The sequence below is a fragment of the Propionicimonas sp. genome (assembly GCF_034927565.1).
Classification (GTDB): Bacteria; Actinomycetota; Actinomycetes; order Propionibacteriales; family Propionibacteriaceae; genus Propionicimonas.
Genome location: NZ_JAYFPT010000033.1, coordinates 1 through 22,486, shown reverse-complemented (window position 1 = coordinate 22,486; position 22,486 = coordinate 1). Strand labels below are relative to the sequence as shown.

At 69.9% G+C, this 22,486-nt stretch carries 24 protein-coding genes, 1 tRNA gene and 1 riboswitch; of the genes, 12 read left to right on the top strand and 13 right to left on the bottom strand.

Annotated features, from left to right (window positions below; genetic code table 11):
* The first annotated feature begins 134 nt into the window (after positions 1 to 134).
* Positions 135 to 671, top strand: coding sequence for a M48 family metallopeptidase (locus VB080_RS06850; protein ID WP_323417690.1), 537 nt, complete (start codon positions 135 to 137; stop codon positions 669 to 671).
* 8 nt (positions 672 to 679) lie between these two features.
* Here the strand turns inward: VB080_RS06850 and VB080_RS06845 are convergent, their stop codons facing one another.
* The gene (locus VB080_RS06845; RefSeq protein ID WP_323417689.1) at positions 680 to 2,032 is read right to left on the bottom strand and encodes a zinc-dependent metalloprotease; all 1,353 of its coding nucleotides are present in this window, start codon (positions 2,030 to 2,032) and stop codon (positions 680 to 682) included.
* A 126-nt stretch (positions 2,033 to 2,158) separates the two neighbouring features.
* On the opposite strand from VB080_RS06845, the gene VB080_RS06840 reads away from it, so the two are divergent.
* The 3 genes from VB080_RS06840 to VB080_RS06830 are packed head-to-tail and all read left to right on the top strand — an operon-like array spanning position 2,159 to position 6,636.
* Entirely contained in the window at positions 2,159 to 3,208 is a 1,050-nt protein-coding gene (locus VB080_RS06840; protein ID WP_323417688.1) for a PDZ domain-containing protein, read from the top strand.
* Positions 3,205 to 3,705 carry a PPA1309 family protein gene (locus VB080_RS06835; RefSeq protein ID WP_323417687.1) on the top strand — a complete coding sequence of 167 codons (501 nt, stop codon included), beginning with the start codon at positions 3,205 to 3,207 and terminating at the stop codon, positions 3,703 to 3,705. Before VB080_RS06840 ends, VB080_RS06835 begins: the two co-directional genes overlap by 4 nt.
* A gap of 33 nt (positions 3,706 to 3,738) precedes the next feature.
* Positions 3,739 to 6,636, top strand: a complete 2,898-nt coding sequence (locus tag VB080_RS06830; RefSeq protein ID WP_323417686.1) for a UPF0182 family protein — start codon at positions 3,739 to 3,741, stop codon at positions 6,634 to 6,636.
* A 7-nt stretch (positions 6,637 to 6,643) separates the two neighbouring features.
* Here VB080_RS06830 and VB080_RS06825 read toward each other — a convergent pair whose 3' ends face one another.
* From VB080_RS06825 to VB080_RS06790, 8 genes are all read right to left on the bottom strand, one after another.
* Positions 6,644 to 7,978, bottom strand: a complete 1,335-nt coding sequence (locus tag VB080_RS06825; protein WP_323417685.1) for a pitrilysin family protein — start codon at positions 7,976 to 7,978, stop codon at positions 6,644 to 6,646.
* Complete coding sequence (locus tag VB080_RS06820) at positions 7,975 to 9,246, bottom strand: pitrilysin family protein (RefSeq protein ID WP_323417684.1); 1,272 nt, start codon at positions 9,244 to 9,246, stop codon at positions 7,975 to 7,977. Before VB080_RS06820 ends, VB080_RS06825 begins: the two co-directional genes overlap by 4 nt.
* A 43-nt stretch (positions 9,247 to 9,289) precedes the next feature.
* Positions 9,290 to 9,646 carry a CrcB family protein gene (locus VB080_RS06815; protein ID WP_323417683.1) on the bottom strand — a complete coding sequence of 119 codons (357 nt, stop codon included), beginning with the start codon at positions 9,644 to 9,646 and terminating at the stop codon, positions 9,290 to 9,292.
* Positions 9,643 to 10,104: a fluoride efflux transporter FluC gene (locus tag VB080_RS06810; protein WP_323417682.1), complete on the bottom strand. Its 462-nt coding sequence runs from the start codon at positions 10,102 to 10,104 to the stop codon at positions 9,643 to 9,645. Before VB080_RS06810 ends, VB080_RS06815 begins: the two co-directional genes overlap by 4 nt.
* Entirely contained in the window at positions 10,095 to 10,628 is a 534-nt protein-coding gene (locus VB080_RS06805) for a universal stress protein (protein WP_323417681.1), read from the bottom strand. The genes VB080_RS06810 and VB080_RS06805 overlap by 10 nt, the downstream gene beginning before the upstream one ends.
* Before the next feature lie 34 nt (positions 10,629 to 10,662).
* Positions 10,663 to 10,733, bottom strand: a riboswitch (Fluoride riboswitch).
* A 102-nt stretch (positions 10,734 to 10,835) separates the two neighbouring features.
* On the bottom strand, positions 10,836 to 11,255 hold the full coding sequence (locus tag VB080_RS06800) for a type II toxin-antitoxin system VapC family toxin (protein WP_323417680.1): 420 nt from the start codon (positions 11,253 to 11,255) through the stop codon (positions 10,836 to 10,838).
* Positions 11,256 to 11,261: 6 nt separating this feature from the next.
* Positions 11,262 to 11,489, bottom strand: a complete 228-nt coding sequence (locus VB080_RS06795; protein WP_323417679.1) for a FitA-like ribbon-helix-helix domain-containing protein — start codon at positions 11,487 to 11,489, stop codon at positions 11,262 to 11,264.
* A gap of 134 nt (positions 11,490 to 11,623) precedes the next feature.
* A tRNA-Met gene (locus VB080_RS06790) sits at positions 11,624 to 11,697 on the bottom strand.
* Positions 11,698 to 11,912: 215 nt separating this feature from the next.
* Between VB080_RS06790 and VB080_RS06785 the strand changes: the two genes are divergently transcribed.
* From VB080_RS06785 to VB080_RS06765, 5 genes are read left to right on the top strand one after another with little or no spacing between them, the layout of a single operon-like run.
* Positions 11,913 to 13,457 carry an ABC transporter substrate-binding protein gene (locus VB080_RS06785; RefSeq protein WP_323417678.1) on the top strand — a complete coding sequence of 515 codons (1,545 nt, stop codon included), beginning with the start codon at positions 11,913 to 11,915 and terminating at the stop codon, positions 13,455 to 13,457.
* Positions 13,458 to 13,464: 7 nt separating this feature from the next.
* On the top strand, positions 13,465 to 14,508 hold the full coding sequence (locus VB080_RS06780) for an ABC transporter permease (protein WP_323417677.1): 1,044 nt from the start codon (positions 13,465 to 13,467) through the stop codon (positions 14,506 to 14,508).
* Positions 14,505 to 15,317: an ABC transporter permease gene (locus VB080_RS06775; protein ID WP_323417676.1), complete on the top strand. Its 813-nt coding sequence runs from the start codon at positions 14,505 to 14,507 to the stop codon at positions 15,315 to 15,317. Before VB080_RS06780 ends, VB080_RS06775 begins: the two co-directional genes overlap by 4 nt.
* Positions 15,314 to 16,195 carry an ABC transporter ATP-binding protein gene (locus tag VB080_RS06770; protein WP_323417675.1) on the top strand — a complete coding sequence of 294 codons (882 nt, stop codon included), beginning with the start codon at positions 15,314 to 15,316 and terminating at the stop codon, positions 16,193 to 16,195. Before VB080_RS06775 ends, VB080_RS06770 begins: the two co-directional genes overlap by 4 nt.
* A 2-nt stretch (positions 16,196 to 16,197) precedes the next feature.
* Positions 16,198 to 17,013, top strand: coding sequence for an ABC transporter ATP-binding protein (locus tag VB080_RS06765; RefSeq protein ID WP_323417674.1), 816 nt, complete (start codon positions 16,198 to 16,200; stop codon positions 17,011 to 17,013).
* 17 nt (positions 17,014 to 17,030) lie between these two features.
* On the opposite strand, the gene VB080_RS06760 is transcribed toward VB080_RS06765, so the two are convergent.
* From VB080_RS06760 to VB080_RS06745, 4 genes are read right to left on the bottom strand one after another with little or no spacing between them, the layout of a single operon-like run.
* Positions 17,031 to 17,837 carry an inositol monophosphatase family protein gene (locus VB080_RS06760; protein ID WP_323417673.1) on the bottom strand — a complete coding sequence of 269 codons (807 nt, stop codon included), beginning with the start codon at positions 17,835 to 17,837 and terminating at the stop codon, positions 17,031 to 17,033.
* A gap of 10 nt (positions 17,838 to 17,847) precedes the next feature.
* Positions 17,848 to 18,852 carry a ribosome small subunit-dependent GTPase A gene (gene rsgA, locus VB080_RS06755; RefSeq protein ID WP_323417672.1) on the bottom strand — a complete coding sequence of 335 codons (1,005 nt, stop codon included), beginning with the start codon at positions 18,850 to 18,852 and terminating at the stop codon, positions 17,848 to 17,850.
* Positions 18,849 to 20,123, bottom strand: coding sequence for a 3-phosphoshikimate 1-carboxyvinyltransferase (gene aroA / locus VB080_RS06750; RefSeq protein ID WP_416339610.1), 1,275 nt, complete (start codon positions 20,121 to 20,123; stop codon positions 18,849 to 18,851). The genes rsgA and aroA overlap by 4 nt, the downstream gene beginning before the upstream one ends.
* Complete coding sequence (locus VB080_RS06745) at positions 20,120 to 20,671, bottom strand: DoxX family protein (RefSeq protein ID WP_323417670.1); 552 nt, start codon at positions 20,669 to 20,671, stop codon at positions 20,120 to 20,122. Before VB080_RS06745 ends, aroA begins: the two co-directional genes overlap by 4 nt.
* Positions 20,672 to 20,754: 83 nt before the next feature.
* On the opposite strand from VB080_RS06745, the gene VB080_RS06740 reads away from it, so the two are divergent.
* The 3 genes from VB080_RS06740 (at position 20,755) to rsrA (ending at position 22,464) form a co-directional block, all read left to right on the top strand.
* Positions 20,755 to 21,471 (top strand): SOS response-associated peptidase, encoded by a 717-nt coding sequence (locus VB080_RS06740; protein ID WP_323417669.1) that lies wholly within the window; start codon positions 20,755 to 20,757, stop codon positions 21,469 to 21,471.
* Between the two features lie 104 nt (positions 21,472 to 21,575).
* Positions 21,576 to 22,205: a sigma-70 family RNA polymerase sigma factor gene (locus VB080_RS06735; protein WP_323417668.1), complete on the top strand. Its 630-nt coding sequence runs from the start codon at positions 21,576 to 21,578 to the stop codon at positions 22,203 to 22,205.
* Positions 22,198 to 22,464 carry a mycothiol system anti-sigma-R factor gene (gene rsrA / locus VB080_RS06730; RefSeq protein ID WP_323417667.1) on the top strand — a complete coding sequence of 89 codons (267 nt, stop codon included), beginning with the start codon at positions 22,198 to 22,200 and terminating at the stop codon, positions 22,462 to 22,464. The genes VB080_RS06735 and rsrA overlap by 8 nt, the downstream gene beginning before the upstream one ends.
* Positions 22,465 to 22,486: the final 22 nt, after the last annotated feature.

Here is a 22,486-nt window from a genome sequence, read left to right as displayed (position 1 = left end):
CCTCACCGTCCGATACCGCTTGCCTTCCCCTGCGAGCGGACCGGCCCGGGAGGGCCTCACTGAGGTGAAGCTAGCGCCGGTGGGCGGTGCCGGTCAACCCGACACTCGAAGGCGGGTGACGTAAGGTTCACGGCATGCAGTCCTCCGGGGTTGAGATCCGGCGCAGCAGGCGTCGCCGCAGCACGCTGACGGTCTTCCGCGAACAAGGCAGGCTGGTCGCCGTGGTGCCCGAACGGCTGACCCGCCGGCAACTCGACGAACTGGTCCCTCCCCTTGTCACACGCTTTCTGGCGAAAGAGGAACAGCGGCTGGTTCCGGCCGGCGACGCCGACCTGCACGCCCGCGCCGTCGAGTTGGCCGACAGCTACCTCACCGGACGGATCGAGGGTGCGCTGCCTTGTTTCCAGGTGGCGTGGGTGTCGAACCAGACCCGGCGCTGGGGCTCGTGCACGCCGAGCGCCGGACGGATCCGGATCTCGGACCGGCTGCGTGGGGTGCCCCGGTTCGTGGGCGACTACGTCCTGTTGCACGAACTGGTGCACCTGGTGGAACCCACGCACTCCCCGAGGTTCCGGGAGCTGCTGTCGGCCTACCCGCAGGCCGAACGCGCCCGGGGCTTCCTGGAGGGCTTCGAGTTCGCGGCGAGCGGCAGCCAGACCGACCTGGACTGACCGCCGGTTCAGTCCTCCCGGCCGCTCTCCTCGTCCAGCAACCTGGCCAGCTCCGCGTCCAGATCGTCGGGGGTGCCGGTGCCGTGGCCGTGCTCGGCGAAGCTCAGCGGATCGTCCAGTTCGGCCGGAGTGGGCACCAGATCGGGATGCGCCCAGGCCGCGTCGCGGGCGGCCGGACCGCGCGCGGCCCGGGTGGCCGCCCACAGGTTGGCGGCGTCGCGGGTGCGGCGGGGCCGCAGGTCCAGCCCGAACAGGGTCTTCAGGGCGGCCTCGGCGGGCCCGCCGGCGGCCCGGCGGCGGCGCAGCATCTCGGTGAGCTGGACGGCCGCCGGCATCCGGTCGCGGGTGGCCTGGTCGACCACCTCGTCCACCCAGCCCTCGACGAGGGCGAGCAGGGTCTCCAGCCGTAGCAGCACCTCGCGCTGTTCGTCGCTTGCGGCCGGCACGAAGATCGAGCCGGAGATCGCCTGCCCGGCCTGCTCGATCTCGTCGGGCGTCATGGCGCTGCCGAGTTGCGACTCGATCCCCTGCTCGAGTGCGTCCGGGTCGATCGAAATCAACCGGGCGTAGTGCTCGACCAGGGCCAGCAGCTGCGGGCCCAGCCAGCCGACGGCGCCGAACAGGCGCTGCCGGGCCGTCTCCCGCAATGCCAGGAACAGCAGCACGTCGGAGGCGGAGACGTCCAGCCCGTCGCAGAAGGCTGCGATATTGGTCGGCAGCAGGGCGGGGAGCGGACGGCTGGTCAGCGGCAGGCCGACATCACCGGAACTGACCACCGCCGTGGCCAACTGCCCGAGTGCCTGGCCGACCTGCGCGGCGAACATCCCCGACGCCGCGGCCCGCAGCATCGGCTGCATCAGGCCGGCAGTCGGATCGTCGGCCTCGGGCCGTTCGACCAGCCCGGCGATGGCCACGCTCAGCTGGGTGACCACCGGACGGACCAGCTGTTGCCAGGTGCCGAAGGTGTTCTCCACCCACTCCGCGCGGCTCCACGCCACGGCGGGTGCGCTGATCGGGGCGAAGCCGATCTGCTCGTCCAGCCACAGGTCGGCCAGGCCGGCGGCGCTCCGGATCGCGCTGAGCTGGGAGGGCGACGGGGTCGGGTCGGGGCCGGCCGCGGCGGTGACCTTGCGGGCGATGTCCTTGGTGAAGTTCCAGTTCATCCCGGACTCGGCCTCGGCGGCGCCGTACCCGGCCAACTGGTTGGTGAAGGCCCCCATCATCCCCTGCATCCGGGACATCAGGTCGTCAATGTCGAGCCGGCCGTCAGGCCCGGGGGTGATGCCGAACTGGGCGAGGAATCGCAGCAGTGCCTCTTCCGCGCGATCGGGTTCGTCGCCCGGTCTGGACTGGTCGCTCATCGCTGCTCCTTCGTCGATCTTGCGCCATTGTCCATCATCGGGCCAAGGAATTCCGTTCCCTCGGGGTAGGGTCGGGGGTCGTAGAGCCAGACGGTGGGCGAGTCAGACGGTGGGCGAGGGGGTCAGTTGACCAAGCAGACGTGGACTGCCGCGGTGGCCGCGTTGCTGTTCGTCGCCCTGGCAGCCGTGATCGCCATGGCGCCGGTGCCGTTCGTCTCCTGGACGCCGGGGGCCACCTATGACCTGCTCGGCGAGGTGAACGAGGCGCCCGCGATCGAGATCACTGGCGCGGACACCTACCCCGCGACCGGTGAGTTGCGGATGGTGACGGTGGCCGTGACCAGCCCGGACAGCTCTCTCACCCTGCCCGAGGCGCTGTTCTCCTACTGGCTGCCGGCCCGGGAGGTGCTGCCCCGCGAGGCGGTCTACCGTCCGGGGATCGGCACCGAGGCGATCGAGGAGAACGAGACCCAATTGATGGACGACTCCCAGGGCGCCGCGGTCGTGGCCGCGCTGCGCGCCGCCGGGGTCGCCGTCCGGGAACTGCCGATGGTGGAGACGGTGTCTGCCGCCGGACCGTCGGCCGGCAAGCTGATGCCGGGAGATCTGATCACCGCCGTCGATTCCACGAAGGTGCTCACCAAGGCCGACGTCCGGGCAGCGATCGACAAGCACAAGGTTGGCGATGCGGTGAAATTCGACCTGATCCGGGAACGGGTCGACACCACCGAGACCGTCACCACCCGCTCCCAGGCGGAGGATCCGAGCGTCCCGGTGGTCGGTATCGGTCTGGGCACCGGCTACACCTATGCGCCCCAGATCACGTTCGGCATCAACACCGACATCGGCGGCTCCAGCGCCGGGCTGCCGTTCTCGCTGGCGATCTACCAGAAGCTGACCGCCGACGACCTGCTGGACGGCCGGGTGGTGGCCGCCACCGGCACCATCGACGCCAGTGGCCACATCGGCGCGATCGGCGCGGTCCAGGAGAAGATCGCCGCCGCCAGCCGGGACGGCGCCACGGTCTTCCTGCTTCCCCGGGACAACTGCGTGGACGTCACCGAGGCGCACGACGGCATCCGGCTGGTGCCGGTCGAGACCCTTGGCGATGCCCTGGCCGGCCTGGCCGACCTCGACGACCCGGCCCGGGCGGCCGACGTGCCGGAGTGCCCATGAGCGAGTCGCTGACCGCAGCGCTGGTCGAGGTCGAACGGTTCGTCGGCCGTTCTGGCTGGGACCAGCCGGCCCGGCTGTTCGCGCTGGTGCGCACCGCCGAGCTGATCGCCGCCGAGCCGGGCCTTGCCGAGCACCTCACCAACGCCCCCGGGGACGGCTTCACCTCGATTGAGCAGGAGGAGTTCACCGCCGGCGCCGACCTCGACGAGACCCTGGCCCGGATCGCCTGGCCGGACACGGTTGCCGGCTGCGCACTCTGTCTGGAACGGGTGTTCGTACCGCCCGAGGTCGAGCCCGAGCTGCCCGAGGACCCGGTGGCCGCTGCCGCGGTGGTGGCCGACCACCCCAAGCGCATCGATCTGCGGGTGGTGGTCGGGGTCACCAGGGACGGTGCCCGCCATGGTGTCGCCCGGGTGCGCGGCCACGAGGGGGAGCTGCTGGGTGGAACCGATCTGGTGCCCGCCCTGACCGAGGCATTGTCACGTACATTGGAGTGACTGCCGCCCGACCCAGTCCGACGAGGAGCATTTGTGTCGACAACCTACGCCCGACGGGGCCCGCTGATCCCGACGATCGTGATCGCCGGGTTGCTGATCGTGGGCTTCCTGGTGTTCTCCGAGATCTGGACGGAGAAACTGTGGTTCGACTCGGTCTCCTACCAGACCGTGTTCACCACCCAGCTGTTCACCAGGGTGTGGCTGTTCGTCGTGTTCTTCCTGGTGATGGCCGGGCTGGTCGGACTGAACATGTGGCTGGCCTTCCGGATGCGCCCGCTCGGGTCGCGCAGTGGCAGCAGCCAGGTGCTGGAGCGGTACGCCGACCTGCTCGCGTCCAACCTCACGCTGTCGCTGCTGCTGCCGGCGGCCTTCTTCGGGGTGATCGGCGGCATGACCGCCCAGGCTGCCACCCTCGATGTCCTGGCCTGGCTGAACCGCACCCCCTTCGGTGAGGTGGATCCCTACTTCGGGCTGGACATCGGGTTCTACGTCTTCGAGTTGCCGATCTGGCGTGATCTGCTCGGGTTCGCGATGAGCGCGCTGTTCTTCGCGCTGATCGGGGCGGCCGCCGTGCACTTCACCGTCGGCGGGATCCAGCTCGGCCGGGGTGCTGCGTCCGGCAGCCGTCCGAGTGCGGCCCGGCGGCACCTGTCGATCCTGGCGGGCCTGCTGCTGGTGGTCTACGGGCTGCAGAGCCTGGTCGACCGGTACGCCTATCTGGTCGCCGACGGCACCATCTTCACCGGCCTGCACTACACCGACGACCATGCCCGGCTGGGCGCCAAGCTGGTGATGGCGGTGATCGCCTTCATCTGCGCGGCGCTGTTCTTCCTGAACGCCTTCGTGAACCGCTGGGTGCTGCCGGTCACCGGTCTGGTGCTGATGCTGGTGTCGGGGCTGATCCTGCAGCTGATCTACCCGGCGATCGTGCAGTCCTTCCAGGTCTCGCCGAACGAGCCCGACAAAGAGGGCACGTACATGCAGCACCACATCGACGCGACCCGCAAGGCGTTCGGGATCTCCGAGGTGGAGACCACCGCCTACGATGCGGTCACCGATGTGCGTCCCGGGCAGTTGAAGGAGGATGCCGAGGCCTTGCCCGGCATCCGCCTGATCGACCCGGCCCGGGTGGGTGCCGCGTTCGAGCAGCTGCAACAGGTACGCGGCTACTACTCGTTCCCGGACGTGCTGGACGTCGACCGGTACGTGGTGGACGGGGTCGAGCGCGACATGGTCGTCGCCGCCCGGGAGATGAACCTCAACAACGTGCCGGACAAGGCGTGGAACAACATCCACACGGTCTACACCCATGGCTACGGAATGGTCGCCGCCTATGGCAACCGCCGGCAGTCCGACGGCCAGCCGGAGTGGGTCGAGCGCGACCTGCCGCCGAGCGGGGCGTTGGGAGAGTACGAGGGCCGGATCTACTTCGGCGAGAAGAGCGACCAGTTCGCCATCGTCGGCCGGGAACCGGGACAAGCGCCGATCGAGCTGGACACCCCCGGTGGCGGCAAGGGCGGCGGCGAGCAGTACAACGTGTACGCCGGGACGGGCGGCGTCCCGATCGGCAGCATCGTCAACCGGCTGCTCTACGCGGCCCATTTCATGGACCTGAACTTCCTGCTGTCCGACCGGGTGAACTCGCAGTCCAAGTTGCTGTACAACCGCACCCCGCGGGAGCGGGTGGAGCAGGTGGCGCCCTGGCTCACGCTGGACAACAACAGCTACCCCGCCGTGGTGGACGGCCGGCTGGTCTGGATCGTCGACGCCTACACCACCAGCCGCAGCTACCCCAACAGCGAGTTGGTCGGGTTGCGCCAGTCCACGTCGGACTCGCAGACCCGCACCACCGGTGCCACCGGGCTGGACCAGATGGTCAATTACCTGCGCAACTCGGTCAAGGCGGTGGTGGATGCCAGCAACGGCACCGTCGCGCTGTACGCCTGGGACGAGAGCGATCCGATCCTGCAGACCTACGCCAAGGCGTTCCCGGGCACGGTGCAGCCCAAGGATGCGATCAGCCCCGACCTGCTGGCGCACCTGCGCTACCCGGAGGATCTGTTCAAGGTGCAGCGCGAGATCCTGCGCCGCTACCACATGACTGATCCGGCCAGCTGGTACCAGCAGTCCGACCTGTGGCAGGTGCCGAACGACCCGGTCACCAACACCGGTGAGGCCAACGAGCCGCCGTACTACCTGTCGATCAAGTGGCCCACGGACGACGCGCCGGTGTTCAGCCAGACCTCGGTCTTCGTCCCGCGGGGACGGTCGAACCTGGCGAGCTATCTCGCGGTGGTCGCCGAGGCGACCAGCCCGGACTACGGCAAGCTGCGGGTGCTGCGGATGTCGGACACCCATCAGATCGACGGGCCGGGCCAGACCTTCAACGCGATGACGGCGAACAGCCGGGTGGCGGAAGTGTTACGTCCCTATCTCAACCAGGGCTCAGCGGCGGCCAGCTACGGCAACCTGCTCACCCTGCCGATGGGCGCGGGCCTGCTGTACGTGCTGCCGGTGTACACCCAGCGGCAGGGGAGCAACGGCTCCTACCCGGTGCTGACCTATGTGATCGTCCGGTTCGGGCAGAGCGTGGGGATCGGTGCCACCCTGCAGGAGGCGCTCGACGAGACCTTCAAGGGGGACGCGGGCGCCGAGACCGGGGAGAACCCGGTCGATCCGGTCACCCCGCCGACCGAGCAGCCCACGGAGCCGTCCACGCCCACGACGCCGCCGGCGACCACGGCGCCGACCACCGACCCCAATCTGCCCTCGGATGCCAAGCAGGCGGCTACCGTCCTGCTGCAGCAGGCCGAGACCGCCTTCGTGGCCGCAGACAACGCGCTGCGGGCGGGCGACCTGGCCGAGTACCAGAAGCAGATCGAACTGGCCCGGAAGTCGCTGGAGGAAGCACAGGCTCAGCTCAAGCGCTGAGTTGGGCTCAGCGCAACTCGACGTCCCAGCCGGCGTCCCGCAGCGGCGCTGCGAGGGCTGTGGCGTCGCCGACCACCACCAGGGTGAGCCGGTCGGGAGGGAGCAGATCGGTGAGTGCTGCGCTGGCCTCGTCGGGGGTGACCAGCTCGAGCGCCTCGCTGAACGAGTTCACGAAGTCCGCCGACAACCCGTGGGCGACCAGACCGGTGACCGCCTCGGTGACCCCGCGAGCGGTGGCGTAGCGCATCGGCGAGGTGCCCTGCAGATAGCCCACCGCATCGTTCACCTCCGCGGCGGTGAAGGGCGTGGTGACCACGTCCAGCAGCCGGGTGGCGATGGTGATGGCGTCCACTGCCACGTCGGTGCGGAAGGATGCCTGGGCGGCGATCAGGCCGCCGTCGCGCAGCGGGTGGTCGACCAGGTGGATGCCGTAGGTGTAGCCCTTCTCCTCTCGCAGCACTCGGTTCAGCCGGCTCAGGAAGGCGCCGCCCATGGCGTGGCAGGCCACCTGGACGGCCGCCCAGCGCGGGTCGCTGCGGTCGATCCCGAAGCCGCCGAGCCGGATGTCGGCCTGCACCGCACCGGGGCGGTCGATCAGTCGGCAGTGCGGCCGGCGGGCGGTGGGGATCTCGCCGATCACCTCGCGGGCAGGAGTTCCCTGCCAGCCGGCGAAGGCGGTGGCCGCCAGATCGAAGGGTTCGGCGTCGAAGTCTCCGCAGAGCACCAGGGTGGCGCCGTCAGGGCGGTAGTACTGCTGGTGGAATTCGGTGACATCGGCAGCGGTGATGGCGGCGACGCTCTGGGCCTGGCCCCCGGACATCCGGGAGGCGCGGAACCGTCCCCGGATGGTCGCCCGGCGGAACTCGATGGCGGCACGATGGGCCGAGTTCGCCAACTGCTGGTCGATCTGGGCCAGCCGCAGGGCCTGGTGCCGGGCGACATCGGTGGCGGACAGGGTCGGTTCGACGACCGCCTCGGCCAGCAACGCCAACGCCGGCCCGAGGTGCGGGACCGCGACTTCCAGGAACAACTCGGAGGCGGCGTGGGTGACGGCGCCGCTCAGTTCGGCGCCGAGGTTCTCCAGTGCCTCGGCGAAGTCGGTGCCCGGGTGGCTGGCGGTGCCCTCGTCGAGGCAGCGGTGGACGAGGGTGGCCACTCCCTCGAGGGCGGGTGGTTCGAGGTTGAGCGGGGTGTCGAGCACGAGCCCGACCGAGGCGACGTGCTGGCCCGGGCGGTGGAAGGCCTGGAGCGCGAGCCCGTTGTCCAGCCAGGTGCGCGCCGGCTGGGGAAAGGCCCAGCGATGGGGCGGGTGCACCGCCGGTCGTCTGCTGTGGCCTTTCATGCGGTCTCCTTGACGTAACGCAGGACCGCCGAGCGGTCCGGGGTGAGCAACTCGGCTGCTGCCGCACCCACCTCCTCGACGCTGATGGCCTGGACCTCGGCGAGCCTGCGGTTCACCCGCTCGGGATCGCCGTGGAGGGTGGCGTAGCCGCCGAACTGGTCGGCCCGGGCGTCCACCTGGGCGAGCTCGCTCAGCCAGAGCCGCTCGAACTGCACGACCGCGCGAGCCACCTCCGACGGCGTCGGCCCGGCGCTGGCGAGCCGTTCGACCTCCAGGGTCAACGCGCCTTCCAGGTCGTCGGGCGAGACACCGGGCAGGGCGCGGGCGCTGGCCAGGCCGAGGCTGGTGCCGGCGATCAGGCCGAGCGCACCGGCGGAGGCCGACGCCGCGAGTTCGCGTTCGCGGACCAGGACGCGCTGCAGCCGGGAGGACTGCCCGTCGCCGAGCACGGCGAGCGCCAGGTCGGTGGCATCGAACCGCCGGCTGTCCCGGGCGGGCAGCCGCCAGGCCAGGTAGACGGCGTCGGCCGGGACGTCGGCGAGGATCTCCTGACGCGGCCGGCCCCGCAGGCCAGGCAGCGGTGCCGTGTTCGTGCGGGGGCGGCGCTCGCCACCGGCGATCCAGCCGAAGGCCTTCTCGGCGCGCCTGAACCCTTCCCGGACGGTGAGGTCGCCGACCAGGCTCAGCACGGCGTTCTCCGGCCGGTAGTGGCGGCCGAAGAAGGCTTGGGCAGTCTCGGGGGTGGCGGCGTCCAGATCGGCCATCCGGCCGATCGTGACATGTCCGTAGGGATGCTCGGAGGGGAAGACCAGCTCGACCAGATGTCGCACGGCGTGGCCGTAGGGAACATTGTCGTAGCGCTGCCGCTTCTCCTCCTTGACCACCTCCCGCTGGGTGTCGACGTTAGCCTGGCTGAGGTTGTCGGCCAGACTGGCCAGCCGGTCGGCCTCCAACCACAGCGCCAGGTCGAGCGCCCCGGTGGGCACGGTCTCGAAATAGTTGGTCCGGTCGAAGGAGGTGGTGGCGTTCACCGAGCCGCCGACGTTCTGCAGCGTGTTCAGGTGCTCGCCGGAAGCGACATTCGCCGAACCCTGGAACATCAGGTGCTCGAAGAGGTGAGCCCACCCGGTCTGTCCCGGCTGCTCGTCCCGGGAGCCGACGTCGTACCAGAGGTTGACCGCAACGATCGGGACGGCGGGGTCGGGGCTGACCACGACCCGCAGGCCGTTGTCGAGGGTGGTGGTGTGAACCGGGTACTGCAGGGGCACGGCGGCTATCTCACCACATCCGGGCGGTGGGCGACAGCCGGGCTCAGGACAGGACCAGCCACAGGCCGAGTGCGGCTGCCGCCACGCTGACCACCACCATGCCCCCGGCGTGCAGCAGCAGGCTCCAGCCACGCCCGGCACGCAGCAGCCGGGCAGCTTCGACGCTGGCGGTGGAGAAGGTGGTGTAGCCGCCCAGGAAACCGGTACCGGCGACGGCCGCCCACTGGTTGCCGGTGGCCAGCAGCCACCCGGTCACCAGGCCGAGCAGGAAGGACCCGGTGACGTTGATCACCAGGGTGCCGAGCGGCAGGGGAGCCCGCAGCCGGGAGATCAGCGAGTCGAGCACGAAGCGGCAGGTGGCACCGAGGCCGCCGGCGACGGCGATCAGGAGCGGGATCATGCCGTCCTGCCTTCCGGCCGTCCGGCAGTTGCCTGAGGCCGTCGCCGCAGCAGCAGCCGCACCAACCGGTTGCCGGCCAGTGCGAGGCCGATCCCGGCGACCACGCTGACCACGGCGTAGGCCAGGCCCAGCCAGAGCGTGCCCTCCCGGACCAGCCGCACGGTCTCGATCGAGAACGTCGAATAGGTGGTGTACCCGCCGAGCAGCCCGGTGCCGACGCCGAGCCGCACCCGGCGGCGCCAGCCGCTGTCCGGGCCGGTGGCTGCCAGGGCCTCCAGCAGTCCGCCGAGCAGCAGAGAACCGGACAGGTTGATCCACAGGGTGGTCCACGGCCAACTGCCGGCGGGCGCGCCGAAGCCGGTCTCCAGTCCCCAGCGCACGGCGGTGCCCACCGTCCCGCCGGCGAAGACCAGGCCGAGCAGTGCTGGGCGCAGGCCGGGGCGGGCAGTCACTTCCACGGGGCAGGGGCCTTCCAGTCGACGACGCTGAGTGGCACCACCAGGACGGGGCGGTGCTGGTGCCGGCTGAGGTGCAACCCCACCGACTCGGCTAAGAACTCGTGCACCCGCTCCGTGCTGGACGGATGCCGGGCACCCACCACGATCGCCGAGGCCCCGACCGCCCGGGCGAGGTGGGTGAGGGCGCGGTCGGCCCGTCCGGCCAGATAGCGGAACTCCCAGGGCACGCGGTCGCCGATCAGCCCGTTCAGGAAGGACAGGATCGCCTGCTGGCGTCGCAGCCAGGAGTCGTCGACCACGTCCGGCTGGAGGCTGGAGTGGCGGACGGTGCCGTCAGGATATTCCTCGTCGACCACCCGCTCCTGGTCGGCGTAGGCGAAGTAGAGCGGCACCCGGAGATCCGTCGCCCAGGCAGCGGCGGTGAGCGCAACCAGGTCGGGCTGGCCGGGGACGATGCCGACCACCAGCGGATGGCCTGCCACCGGCACGATCCGGTCGGGAGCGGGTTGGGGAACCTCGCGCATCCGTACCTCCTGGGCAGCCTGCGGCCTGCCCTGACGTGGGGCAGGAACCATCAGCCGGACGGCGGTTCGGGCTCAGCCCAGGCGGGATCCATCGCCTGGTGACACCTTAGCGTCCCAACACCGTCACCGGCGGCGACGTCGCGTCCTGCCGGTCCCCAGGCGGCCCGGGGACTTTGCCCCGTCCGCGACTATTTCCCGCCACTGCTGTTACGAACGTGGCTCCCACGGGTTGAGAACGGCAATGCCAAGGGGACGGAAATGGCGGACGTTGCGGGTGACGACGGTCATCCCGGCAGCCTGGGCGACGGCCGCGATGAGGGCATCATCGAGCGGAGCGTGCTCGGGAACGCGATAGGTCGCGAGCCGCCGGGCTGCGGGAAGGTCGAACGGCAGCACGCGACCGGCGAAGGCCGGCAAGACTCGCTCCTCGAACCAACGGCGCAGGACAACTGCCTGGGCGGGATCGGAGCGCTCCCTGGCGGCCACGCCGCGCTCGATCTCGGCCACCGTCGTGGCGGTGATGAACTGGTCGCTCACAGCCACTGATGAAGCCCAGGCCTCAACCGCGGGGTTGCGTCCCCGGATTCTGAGAGCGGAGACGACATTGGTGTCGAGGACGTACTGCACGCCGGCTCACAGGTGGGATGCGCGGGCGGTCAGGTTCAGCCTGTCAGGCTCGAACTCGATGTCGGCGCCTTCGTCCATACCGAGAAGATCGCTGAGTGTGACCGACTCGCGTTCGAGAGCATCAGCAAGGATCTCGCGTGCCTCGGCCTCGGCCGACCTCCGATGCTGCTCGGCGCGCAATTTGAGCGCCGCCTTGGTCCCGGGGGGAAGGTTACGGATCAGGATCTGCTCCATGGTGGATCACCTCCGATATCAGGTAGATGATATCACTGATGGCGAGTGGTCCCGCTATTCGATGCAGGGGCGGGCAGGAACCCCGGACATGGCAAGTGGCCCTGACCAAGTTCTTAGCCAGGGCCACTTTTTCGTAGCGGGGAGAGGATTTGAACCTCTGACCTCTGGGTTATGAGCCCAGCGAGCTACCGAGCTGCTCCACCCCGCGTCGCGTGGTCCACTATAGGTGGCCGGATCGCGAAGCCCAAATCCGCGGTTGGCGACCGGCGACCGGGGCTCGGGCCGCCGATCCGCATTCCGTCCACTCCAGCCCACCCGCTGTCACCTTGCGCGCCGTCGTGGCGGTTCCAGGTGGGCGGCGGCCGACTGGGCTAGAATTCCCGCGCTTCCTCGCGCCGCGGGGCCGACTCTTGGAGAGAGCTGATGGACTCAGTGGCAGTCACGTCCACACCACGCGGTTCTGGGGTGTTCCGCATCGTCGCCGTGCTGGTCAGCATGGCGATGGCAGTGGTGGCTGCGGGCTGTACCTCCTCTCCGACCAACTCCGCCAGCGGTCAGAAGCACACCCTGGTGGTCGGCGCCACCGTCGAGCCGCCGTCGATGGATCCGTTCCACAACAGCGCCGCCGCCATCCCGCAGGCGCTGCTCTACAACGTCTACGAGACCTTGCTGAAGGTCGATTCCGAGGGTGCCCTGCGACCGCTCCTGGCGCAGGCCTGGGAGATCAGCCCCGACCAGTTGACCTACACCTTCCATCTCAACCCGGCGGCGAAGTTCGCCTCCGGCGCTGCGGTGGACGGCGAAGCGGTCGTGGCCAACGTCAACCGGCTGAAGAACGATCCCACGATCACCGAGACGTTGCGCGCGCAGATCGACCTGGTGGTCTCCGCCGAGGCGCCGGACGCCGGCAAGGCGGTGATCACGCTCAGCCGGCCGTCCGTGATGTGGCTGTACGAGATGGCGTCCACCCTGGGCATGATGGTCGACCCGACCAGCACCGCCGCTCTGGCCACCACCACGGCCGGTTCGGGCCCCTATCAGCTCAAGCAGCAGAACAAGGGCACCAGCGTCGTGCTGGAGAAGAATCCGTCGTACTGGGGGACGCCGGCCCGGTTCGACGAGGTGACCTTCCGCTACTTCACCGACCCGAACGCGATGAACGCCTCCATGCTGTCGGGCGACCTGGACGTGATCTCCAACCTGCAGGCCCCCGACGCGCTGTCCCAGTTCTCCGACACCAGCCGGTTCACCACCATCAGCGGCACCAGCAACGGTGAGGTAGTGCTCGGCCTGAACCATGACAACCCCGATCTGGCCAAACTGGAGGTCCGCAAAGCCCTCACCATGGCGATCGACCGCAAGGCACTGATCGACACCATCTGGAACGGCCAGGGTACGCTGATCGGCTCCATGGTCGCGCCCACCGACCCCTGGTACGAGGACCTCTCCGGTACCTACCCGTACAACCCGGACCAGGCGAAGGCGCTGCTGGAGCAGGCCGGCTACCCGGCGGGCAAGCTGAAGCTGCGGCTGCGGGTTCCAGTGATTCCCTATGCGACCAAGAGCGCCCAGTTCGTCGCCTCCCAGTTGCGGGAGGTGGGGGTCGAGACCACCATCGAGGAACTGGACTTCAGCCGCTGGCTGTCCGAGGTGTTCACCAACGGTGACTACGACATGACCATCGTCGCCCACGTCGAGGCCCGCGACCTCGGCAAGTTCGCCAATCCGAAGTACTACTGGCACTACGACAACCCGCAGTTCCAGCAGCTCTACGAACAGGCGGACGCCGCCGGTGAGGCAGGAGCGGTGCCGCTGATGAAACAGGCTGCCCGGCTGCTGGCCACCGACGCTGCCGCGATCTGGCTGTTCTCGCTGCCGAACCTGGTGATCACCAAGTCGACGATCACCGGCGTCGCGCCGAATGAGACCTCGCTGAGCTTCGACCTGACCACCCTCGCCGGGCGCTGATCCGGCGATGGCCCAGCGGACTGTCCGCGCGCCGGGCGACCCCGGGCGGACGCCTGAGTCTGCCCGGCCGGCGCCGCGGGCGGGGAAAGGACTTGCCCGCGAGGCGGGCAAGAAGCTGGCGATCTTCGCAGCCACCCTGTTCGGCGCATCCGTGCTGATCTTCGTGGTCACTGCCGCGCTGCCGGGCGATCTCGCCCAGGTTCTGCTCGGGACGGACGCCACCCCCGAAGCGGTCGCGCAGCTCCGCGCCCAGCTCGGGCTGGACCGTCCGCTGGTGGTCCGCTACCTGGACTGGATCGGCGGCGTCCTGGTCGGCGACTTCGGAATGTCGCCGATCCAGTCCAACCTGCCGGTGATCAGCCTGATCGCGCCACGGATCGCCGTCACCTGTTGGCTGGTGCTGTTCGGGATCCTCGGTTCGGTGCTGATCGCCCTGCCGGCCGGCATGCTGGCCGCACTGAAGCGGCGGCACTGGCAGGGCTTCGCGGTGAACGCGCTCGCCCAGATCGGGATGGCGATCCCGGTGTTCTGGGGCGGCATCCTGCTGGTCTTCGTCTTCGCGGTCTGGCTGCGCTGGCTGCCGGCCAACGGCTACATCCCGCTGAGCCAGGATCCGGCCGGCTGGGCGTCCCACCTCGTCCTGCCCGTGGTGACCCTCAGCCTGGTGCAGGGGGCGGTGCTGGTCCGCTACGTCCGCTCGGCCTTCGTCGAGGTACTCAACGAGGACTACTACCGCACAGCGCGGGCGATCGGCTGGCTGCCGAATGCCGCCCTGTTCCGGCACGGCGTCCGCAATGCTGCGGTCTCGCTGGTCACGGTGATCGGCCTGCAGCTGTCGAGCGTCCTGGTAGGGGCGATCGTGGTGGAACAGGTGTTCACCCTGCCCGGGCTCGGCACCCTGCTGCTGAACGCGGTCGGCCAGCGCGATCTGCTGGTGGTACAGGGGACGGTGATGTTCCTGGTGGTGGCGGTGCTGGTGATCAATGCCGTCGTCGACTTCTCCTACCTGCTGATCGACCCGCGTCAACGTGGCGGGGGTGAGGCGGAGTGAAACGCTTCCAGCTGGGAGTCGGGATCATCCTGGTGGCGCTGGTGATCGTCGCCGCGCTGGTGTCGCTGGTGTGGACGCCGTTCGACCCGATCCGGGTGGTGCCTGCCGACAAGCTGCTCGGCCCGGGCTGGCCGCACCTGCTGGGCACCGACGGTTTCGGCATCGACACCGTCAGCCAGTTGCTGATGGGCGCCCGGATCTGCCTGCTGGTGGGGATCATCTCGGTCGGCCTGGCCGCGGTGATCGGCGTCCCACTGGGCATCCTCGCCGGACAGGCCGGGGGCTGGGTGTCGGAAGTGGTGATGCGGGTCTCGGACGTGGTCTACGCCTTCCCTGCACTGTTGCTGGCGATCCTGCTCGCCGCCGCCTTCGGGGCTTCCACCGGCACGGCGATGGTCGCCATCGGCATTGCCACCATCCCGGCCTTCGCGCGCGTGACCCGGGCGGCGACCCTGCAGGTGATGGCCTCCGACTTCGTGCTCGCCGCCCGGGCGTCAGGCACCAACTGGTTCGGTGTGAGCACCCGGCACGTGCTGCCGAACATCGCCCCGCTGATCGGGGTGCAGGCCTCGGTCGGGTTCGCGATGGCGATCCTCTCCGAAGCCGCGCTGAGCTACCTCGGGCTGGGCACCGCCCGTCCCACCCCGAGCTGGGGGATCATGCTGCGCGATGCCCAGCAGTTCCTGTTCAACGCCCCGTTGCAGGCACTGTGGCCCGGACTGGCGATCGCACTGGCGGTACTGGGCTTCAACCTGCTCGGCGACGGGCTGCGCGATTACCTCGATCCACGGCTGCGGGAGGTGTCATGACAAGCCTGCTCACCGTCACCGACCTCTCGGTCGACTTCGGCCGCCGCCGGCTGCCTGCCGTCCGCGACGTCGACTTCACCCTTGAGGAGGGGGAGCGACTGGGGATCATCGGGGAGTCGGGCTCCGGCAAGACGGTGACTGCTCTGGCAGTGATGGGACTGCTCCCGGAGAACGCCCATGTTGCCGGGTCGATCACCTGGCGTGGCGCCGAATTGCTCGGACGGCCGGAACGCGAGCTGGCCCGGCTGCGCGGCAATGCGATGAGCATGGTCTTCCAGGAGCCGATGACCGCCCTCGACCCCACCATGCGGGTCGGACGCCAGGTGGCCGAGGCCTACGTCCTGCATCGTGACGACGCCGGCGACCCGGCCCGGGAGAAGGTCCTGCCGATGCTGGCCGCCGTCGGGCTGGACGATCCGGAGCGGATCGCGGACGCCTTCCCGCACCAGCTGTCCGGTGGCCAGCGGCAGCGGGTGATCATGGCGATGGCGCTGATCAACGGCCCCGACCTGGTGATCTGCGACGAGCCCACCACCGCCCTGGACGTCACCGTGCAGGCGCGGGTGCTGGAGCTGCTCGACCAGGTGCTGACCACTGAGCATGCTGCCTGTCTGTTCATCAGCCACGACCTGGCGGTGGTCTCGCAGGTCTGCCAGCAGGTGCTGGTGATGCTGGACGGCGAGGTGGTGGAACGGGGGCCGGTGGCGTCCATCTTCACCGCGCCTCAGCACCCTTACACCCAAGGCCTGGTTGCGACGGCGCGGCTTGATCTGGTGCGGCCGGGGGATCGGCTGCCGACCATCGATGACTTCTACGTCGCGGCTGGCCGGGCTGGTGGGTTGCCGGGCGTTGGGCGCGTGCCGGAAGGCAGGCGGTGACCATGACCGAGCCACGATTCTCGTCGCCGTCGGAGGAGTTGGTGTATCGCGCGGAGGGGCTCAATCGGGTCTACCGTTCGGGTTCGCGCCAGGTGCGCGCTCTGGCGGACGCCTCGCTGACGCTGCGGCGCGGGCAGCGGTTGGGGATCGTGGGGGAGTCAGGGTCTGGCAAGTCCACGCTGATCCGGATTCTGGCTGGGCTGGACCGGCCGACGTCTGGGCAGGTGTGGTTCGAGGACCGTGAGATCAGCCGGCTGCGGGAGCGCGATCTCGGCTTCCTGCGGGCCAGCGTCCAGATGGTCTTTCAGGATCCGCGCTCTTCGCTGAACCCTCGGATGCGGGTGTCGCAGATCATCACCGAGCCGTTGCGCTCGTCGTTGGTGCGCCGGCAGTTGCCTGCCGGGGTGGATCACCGGGCCAGGTTGGCCGAGGTGATGGCGGACGTCGATCTGCCGCTGGAGGCCGCCGAGCGGTTCCCGCACGAGTTCTCCGGTGGTCAGCGGCAGCGGATCGCGATCGCCCGCGCGCTGGCGCCCAAGCCGGACGTGCTGATCGCCGATGAGCCGGTCTCGGCGCTGGATGTGTCGGTGCGGGCGCAGGTGATGAACCTGCTCAACGACCTGGTTGCCGGCCACGGTCTGACCCTGATCGTGGTCAGCCACGATCTGATGGTGGTACGCCACCTGTGCGACACCCTGCTGGTCATGCAGCACGGCCGGATCGTCGAGCACGGCAGCGCCGAGCAGGTCTACGCCAACCCGCAGACCGACTACACCAAGGCGCTGCTGGCCGCGATCCCGCGGATCCGGGCCTGGTAGGGGCTACCGGGCGTGCCTCAGAGGTCGGCCTCGTTCTCCAGCGAGAGCCGGGCGACGATCTCCTCGTGCAGCTGGCCGTTGGTGGCCACGGCGCCGGGCCCGTGGGGGCCGGGCTTGCCGTCGAGGTTGGTGAACGACCCCCCGGCCTCGGTGACCACGATGGACGGTGCCGCCATGTCGTAGAGCGCCAGGTCGGGCTCGGCGGCCAGGTCCACGGCGCCCTCGGCGAGCAGCATGTAGCTCCAGAAGTCGCCGTAGGCCCGGGTGCGCCAGCAGTCCCGCAGCAGGTCGACGAACTGCTGGCCGCGGCCGGAGTCGACCCAGCCGCCGATCGACGAGTACGACAGCGAGGCGTCGGCGACCCGCTCGACCGCCGAGACCCGGCAGGGGCTGGCCTGCAGCAGCGTCCTGCCGGTGAAGGCACCGGCACCCTTGCTGGCCCACCAGCGCCGGCTGAGCGCAGGCGCCGACACCACGCCGGCCACCACCTCGTCGCCGTGCATCAGCGCGATTAGGGTCGCCCAGACCGGCACCCCGCGCAGGAAGTTCGCCGTCCCGTCGATCGGGTCGATCACCCAGCGCCGCGGTCCCCAGCCGGAGTCCTGTCGCTCCTCGCCGTGCACCGCGTCGCGCGGACGGGTGCGCGCCAGCATCGAGCGGATCGTGTCCTCCACCGCGGTGTCGGCGTCGGTGACCGGGGTACGGTCGGGCTTGGCAGCCACCACCAGGTCCTCGGCCTTGAAGCGGGCGGTGGTGATGGCGTCGGCGGCGTCGGCGAGCACATGTGCCAGGCGCAGGTCGTCCACCAGGGATTGGTCAGCCATGGACGTAAACCTAGTGGCTGGGGGTGGTCCACGCCCGTTCGATACGCCGGAATGAGTCAACCCGTTCGGCGGGCAGCCGGCCGTCGGCGACAGCGGAGTCCAGGGCGCAGTCGATCGAACCGGTCTGGTGGGTGCAGCCCCGCGGGCAGTCGGCCACGATCTCGGCGAGATCGCTGAAGGCGGCGATGATCGAGTCGACGGTGACGTGGCTGAGCCCGAAGGAGCGCACCCCGGGGGTGTCGATCACCCAGCCGCCCGGCTCGGGCAGCTCGAGCAGGATCGCGCTGGTGGAGGTGTGCCGGCCGCGGCCGGTGACCTCGTTGACCTCGCCGATGGCCCGGTCGATGCCCGGGATCAGCGCGTTCACCAGGGTGGACTTGCCCACCCCGGAGTGCCCGACCAGGACGGACGTCCGTCCCGCCAGTTCGGCGCGTAGCGGGTCGAGATCGGCACCCGGCTCCATCACCAGGATCCGCAGCCCGAGCGGAGCATAGGTGTCGACCAGGTCGTCCGGCTCGGCGAGGTCGGCCTTGGTGAACACCAGCAGCGGGTCCAGCCCGGCGTCGTAGGCAGCCACCAGGATGCGGTCGATCATCCCCGGCCGCGGCGGCGGGTCGGCCAGTGCGGCCACCACCGCCAGTTGGTCGGCGTTGGCCACGATCGGACGCTCGTACGGGTCGTCGTCGTCGGCGGTGCGCCGCAGCACCGTCTCCCGCTCGGCCACCTCGACGATCCGGGCCAGCGTCCCCTCGTCCCCGGACGTGTTGCCGACCAGCCGCACCCGGTCACCGACGATCACCCCGGTACGGCCCAGGGCGCGGGCTTTGGTGGCGCTCACCGCGGTGCCGTCGGCGAGCCGGCAGCGGTACCGTCCGCGATCGACGGTCACCACCTGCGCCGCCACCGCGTTGGCATAGCTGGGACGTTCCTTGGTGCGCGGCCGGGACCGGCGCCCGGGACGGTCGAAACCGGCGTGCGGATCCTCGGTGATCGCCTGGCTGTACCGGCTGGTCACGCGGCACTGCCCGCCAGTTCGGACCACAGGGCGACGAAGTCGGGCAGGGTCTTGGTGGTGCAGCTGACGTCGTCGAGCACCACCCCCGGCGTGATCAGGCCGAGCAGCGCACCGGCGTGGGCGAGCCGGTGGTCGCCCCAGGTGTGGAACACCCCGCCGTGCAGGGCGCCCGGGGAGAACTCCAGCCCATCGGTGGACTGGCGGACGTTCGCCCCCAGCGCGGCGAGCTCGATCTCGAGCGCGGCCAGCCGGTCGGTCTCATGCCCGCGGATGTGGCCCACCCCGCGGATCACCGAGCGGGTACTGGCCGCGGCGGCGAGCGCAGCCACCACGGGGGTGAGTTCGCTGACCTCGTGGAGGTCGAGATCGACCCCGCTGAGCCGTTCCGGCCCGGTGACGGTGAGCGTCCGGCCGTCCGCGGTGTCCTGGTAGCGCAGGTCTGTGCCGAAGGCGGCCAGCGCGGCAGCCAGCGCATCACCGGCCTGCAGCGAGTCCTGCGGCCAGACGGTGGTGAGTTCACCGCCGGTGATCACGGCGGCGGCCAGCAGGCTGGCGGCGTTGGTCAGGTCGGGTTCGATGTGCTCGACGACGCCGGTGATCGCGCCCGGGTACACCTGCCAAACCAGGGGGGCCGGCTGCTCGACCCTGGCACCGCGACGGGTCAGCATGCTGACAGTCATCTGGATGTGCGGCAGCGAGGGGAGCGGGCCACCGGTGTGCTCGACCACCACCCCGTCACGGTAGCGGACGCCGGCCAGCAGCAGTCCGGAGACGAACTGACTGGAGGCCGAGGAGTCCAGCGTCACCCGTCCGCCACGGATCGGGCCGCCGACGCTGAACGGCAACCGGTGGGGACCAGAGACGTCCGCCCCGAGGTCGGCCAGCGCCTGCAGCAGCGGGGCGACCGGACGGGCCGCCGCCTCGGGGTCGCCGACGAACCGGGTGGCCGGCGCAACGAGCGCGGCGATCGGCGGCAGAAACCGCATCGCGGTGCCGGCCAAGCCGACGTCGATCGTGCCCCCGCCGTGGAACTGTGGCGGAGGTGTCACCCGGACGGCACCGTCCTCGGTGTCCTCGAAGGCGACGCCCAGCCGGGTGAGTCCGGTCCGCATCAGCCGGGTGTCGCGGGCTTCAAGGGCGCCGTGGAGGAGACTGGGGGAGTCGGCCAGCCCGGCGAGCAGATAGGCCCTGGCGGTGGTGGACTTCGAGCCGGGGACGGTGAGTCGCCCCGACACTGGCGCTGCAGCGAGTGGTGCCTCCCAGGCGGTCAAGGGCGCACGCTCTCCCGCGCCTTGCGCTGTCTGGCCCGCTTCTTCGCCGTCTTCGCTGCCCGTTCGGTCTGTGCGGTGGCGCGGGCGGTCGCCTCCCGGTGAGCCTGGGCGCGCCAGGCCAGGTTGGGCTTGCCCTCGGTGTCCATCGCCGCCAGCGCAACGCCACCCAGCAGGGCGACATTCTTCGACAGCGTGCCGAACACCTCCTCCCGCTCGCCGGCGGGTGCCTTCAGCGGATTGGCCGCCAGCACCTGCGGCAGCATGGAGCCGGCCAGCACTCCTGCGCCGAGCCGGCGGCCCAGTCCGGTCGCCAGAGCGAGTCCGCCGAGCACCTGGGCGGCTCCCCAGACCTTCACCACGCCGGCGTTGTCGGTCGGCAGGTAGGCGGCGAGTTGTCGGGGCAGGACTGACTTGGCCACCGGCAGTACCTTCTCGGTGACCGGCTCGGCAGCCTCGGTGAGGGTCTCCGGATTGCGCCAGGCCTTGACCCCGTGCGCCACGAAGTAGCTGGCCAGCATCGTCCGGGCGAAGGCGCGCAGAATCGTCATACCCCATTCCTAGCGCGCGGTCGGCTGCCTGCCAAGCAGAATCGGAGATTCGGAACGCTGCGCACCGCCGTTAGGGTGGGTTCGTGTGTGGCCGGTACGCCTCTTCGGCGAGCAACGACCTGCTGGCGGAACTCTTCGAGGTCGAGGAGTCGGTCGGCCCGCTGCCGGAGCCGTCGTGGAATGTGGCGCCGACCGATGCCGTCCCGGCTGTGGTGGAGCGACCAGCGGCCGGCACCGGCGAACTGGTGCGCAAGCTGGTGGCCCTGCGCTGGGGACTGGTGCCGTCCTGGTCGAAGGACCCGGGCAACGGCGCCCGGATGATCAACGCCCGCTTCGAAACCGTCGCGGAGAAGCCCGCCTTCCGCCGCGCCTTCGCGGCCAGGCGCTGCCTGCTGCCGGCGGACGGCTACTACGAGTGGTACACCTCGACCGAGCTCGACAGCCGCGGCAAGCCGGTCAAGCAGCCCTTCTTCATCCATCCGTCCGACGGTGGACTGCTCGCCATGGCCGGCCTCTACGAGTTCTGGAAGTCGCCGGCGGGGGAGTGGCTCGCCTCCTGCACGGTGATCACCACCCAGGCCGCCGACGCGCTCGGACGGATCCACGACCGGATGCCGATGGTGGTGCCGCCGGACGCCTGGGGTGACTGGCTGGATCCCCGCTTCGGAGCAGACCCGCGCGGCCTGCTCGCCGTACCGGGTGCGGGGCTCGAAGCCCACCTGGTCTCCCGGGCGGTCAACAACGTCGCGAACAACACACCCGACCTCGTGCTGCCGGTGCCTGATGCCGACCGGGAATAGCAGCCGGGGGTCAGCTGGTTCCACTGGCTGTGATCGACACTCTCCAGGCTCCGGGTACTCCGCGAATGGGCGGCTGTCTGCCCGATCGCGTAGGCTCGATGGTGATGACCCTGCCGACACTCCCCGATGACACCGCGACCCAGCAGGCCGCACCCGAGACCGACGCCGAACGCGCGATTCGGTTCGAGACCGATGCGCTGGAATACCTCGATCAGCTCTACGGCGCCGCGCTGCGCATGACGCGCAACCCGGCCGACGCCGAGGATCTGGTGCAGGAGACCTTTGCCAAGGCCTACGCGTCCTTCCACCAGTTCACCCCCGGGACGAATCTGAAGGCTTGGCTCTACCGGATCCTGACCAACACCTTCATCAACACCTACCGCAAGAAGCAGCGCCAGCCGCAGCAGTCCAGTGGCGACTCGATCGAGGACTGGCAGCTGGCTCGCGCCGAGGCCCACACCTCGACCGGCCTGCGCTCGGCCGAGATGGACGCCCTCGACCGGATGCCCGACTCGACGGTGAAGGACGCGATGAACGCCCTCGCGCCTGATTTCCGGTTGGCGGTGTACCTGGCTGACGTCGAGGGCTTCTCCTACAAGGAGATCGCCGAGATCATGGGCACACCGATCGGCACTGTGATGTCGCGGCTGAACCGGGGACGTACCCAACTTCGCAGGATGCTCGCCGACTATGCGCACGAGCACGGCATTGCCCGGGGGGATCGTGATGAGTGAGTCGGAACTGAATCGCGACGAGTGTTCGCACGTGCTGGAACAGGTCTACGAGTTCCACGACCACGAGCTCAGTGAGGCCGAGGCCGAGGATATCCGCGCCCACCTGATGGCCTGCGAGCCCTGCCTGGATCGTTACGACGTCGAGCAGGCGATGCGTGAGCTGATCCGGCGCTCCTGCGCCGCCGAGCGGGCCTCGGAGAGCTTGCGGATGCGGGTCAAGGCCACCTTCACCCGTACCGTCATCGTCACCGAGGGCTGACCCGGGCCGCGCCCGATGTGAC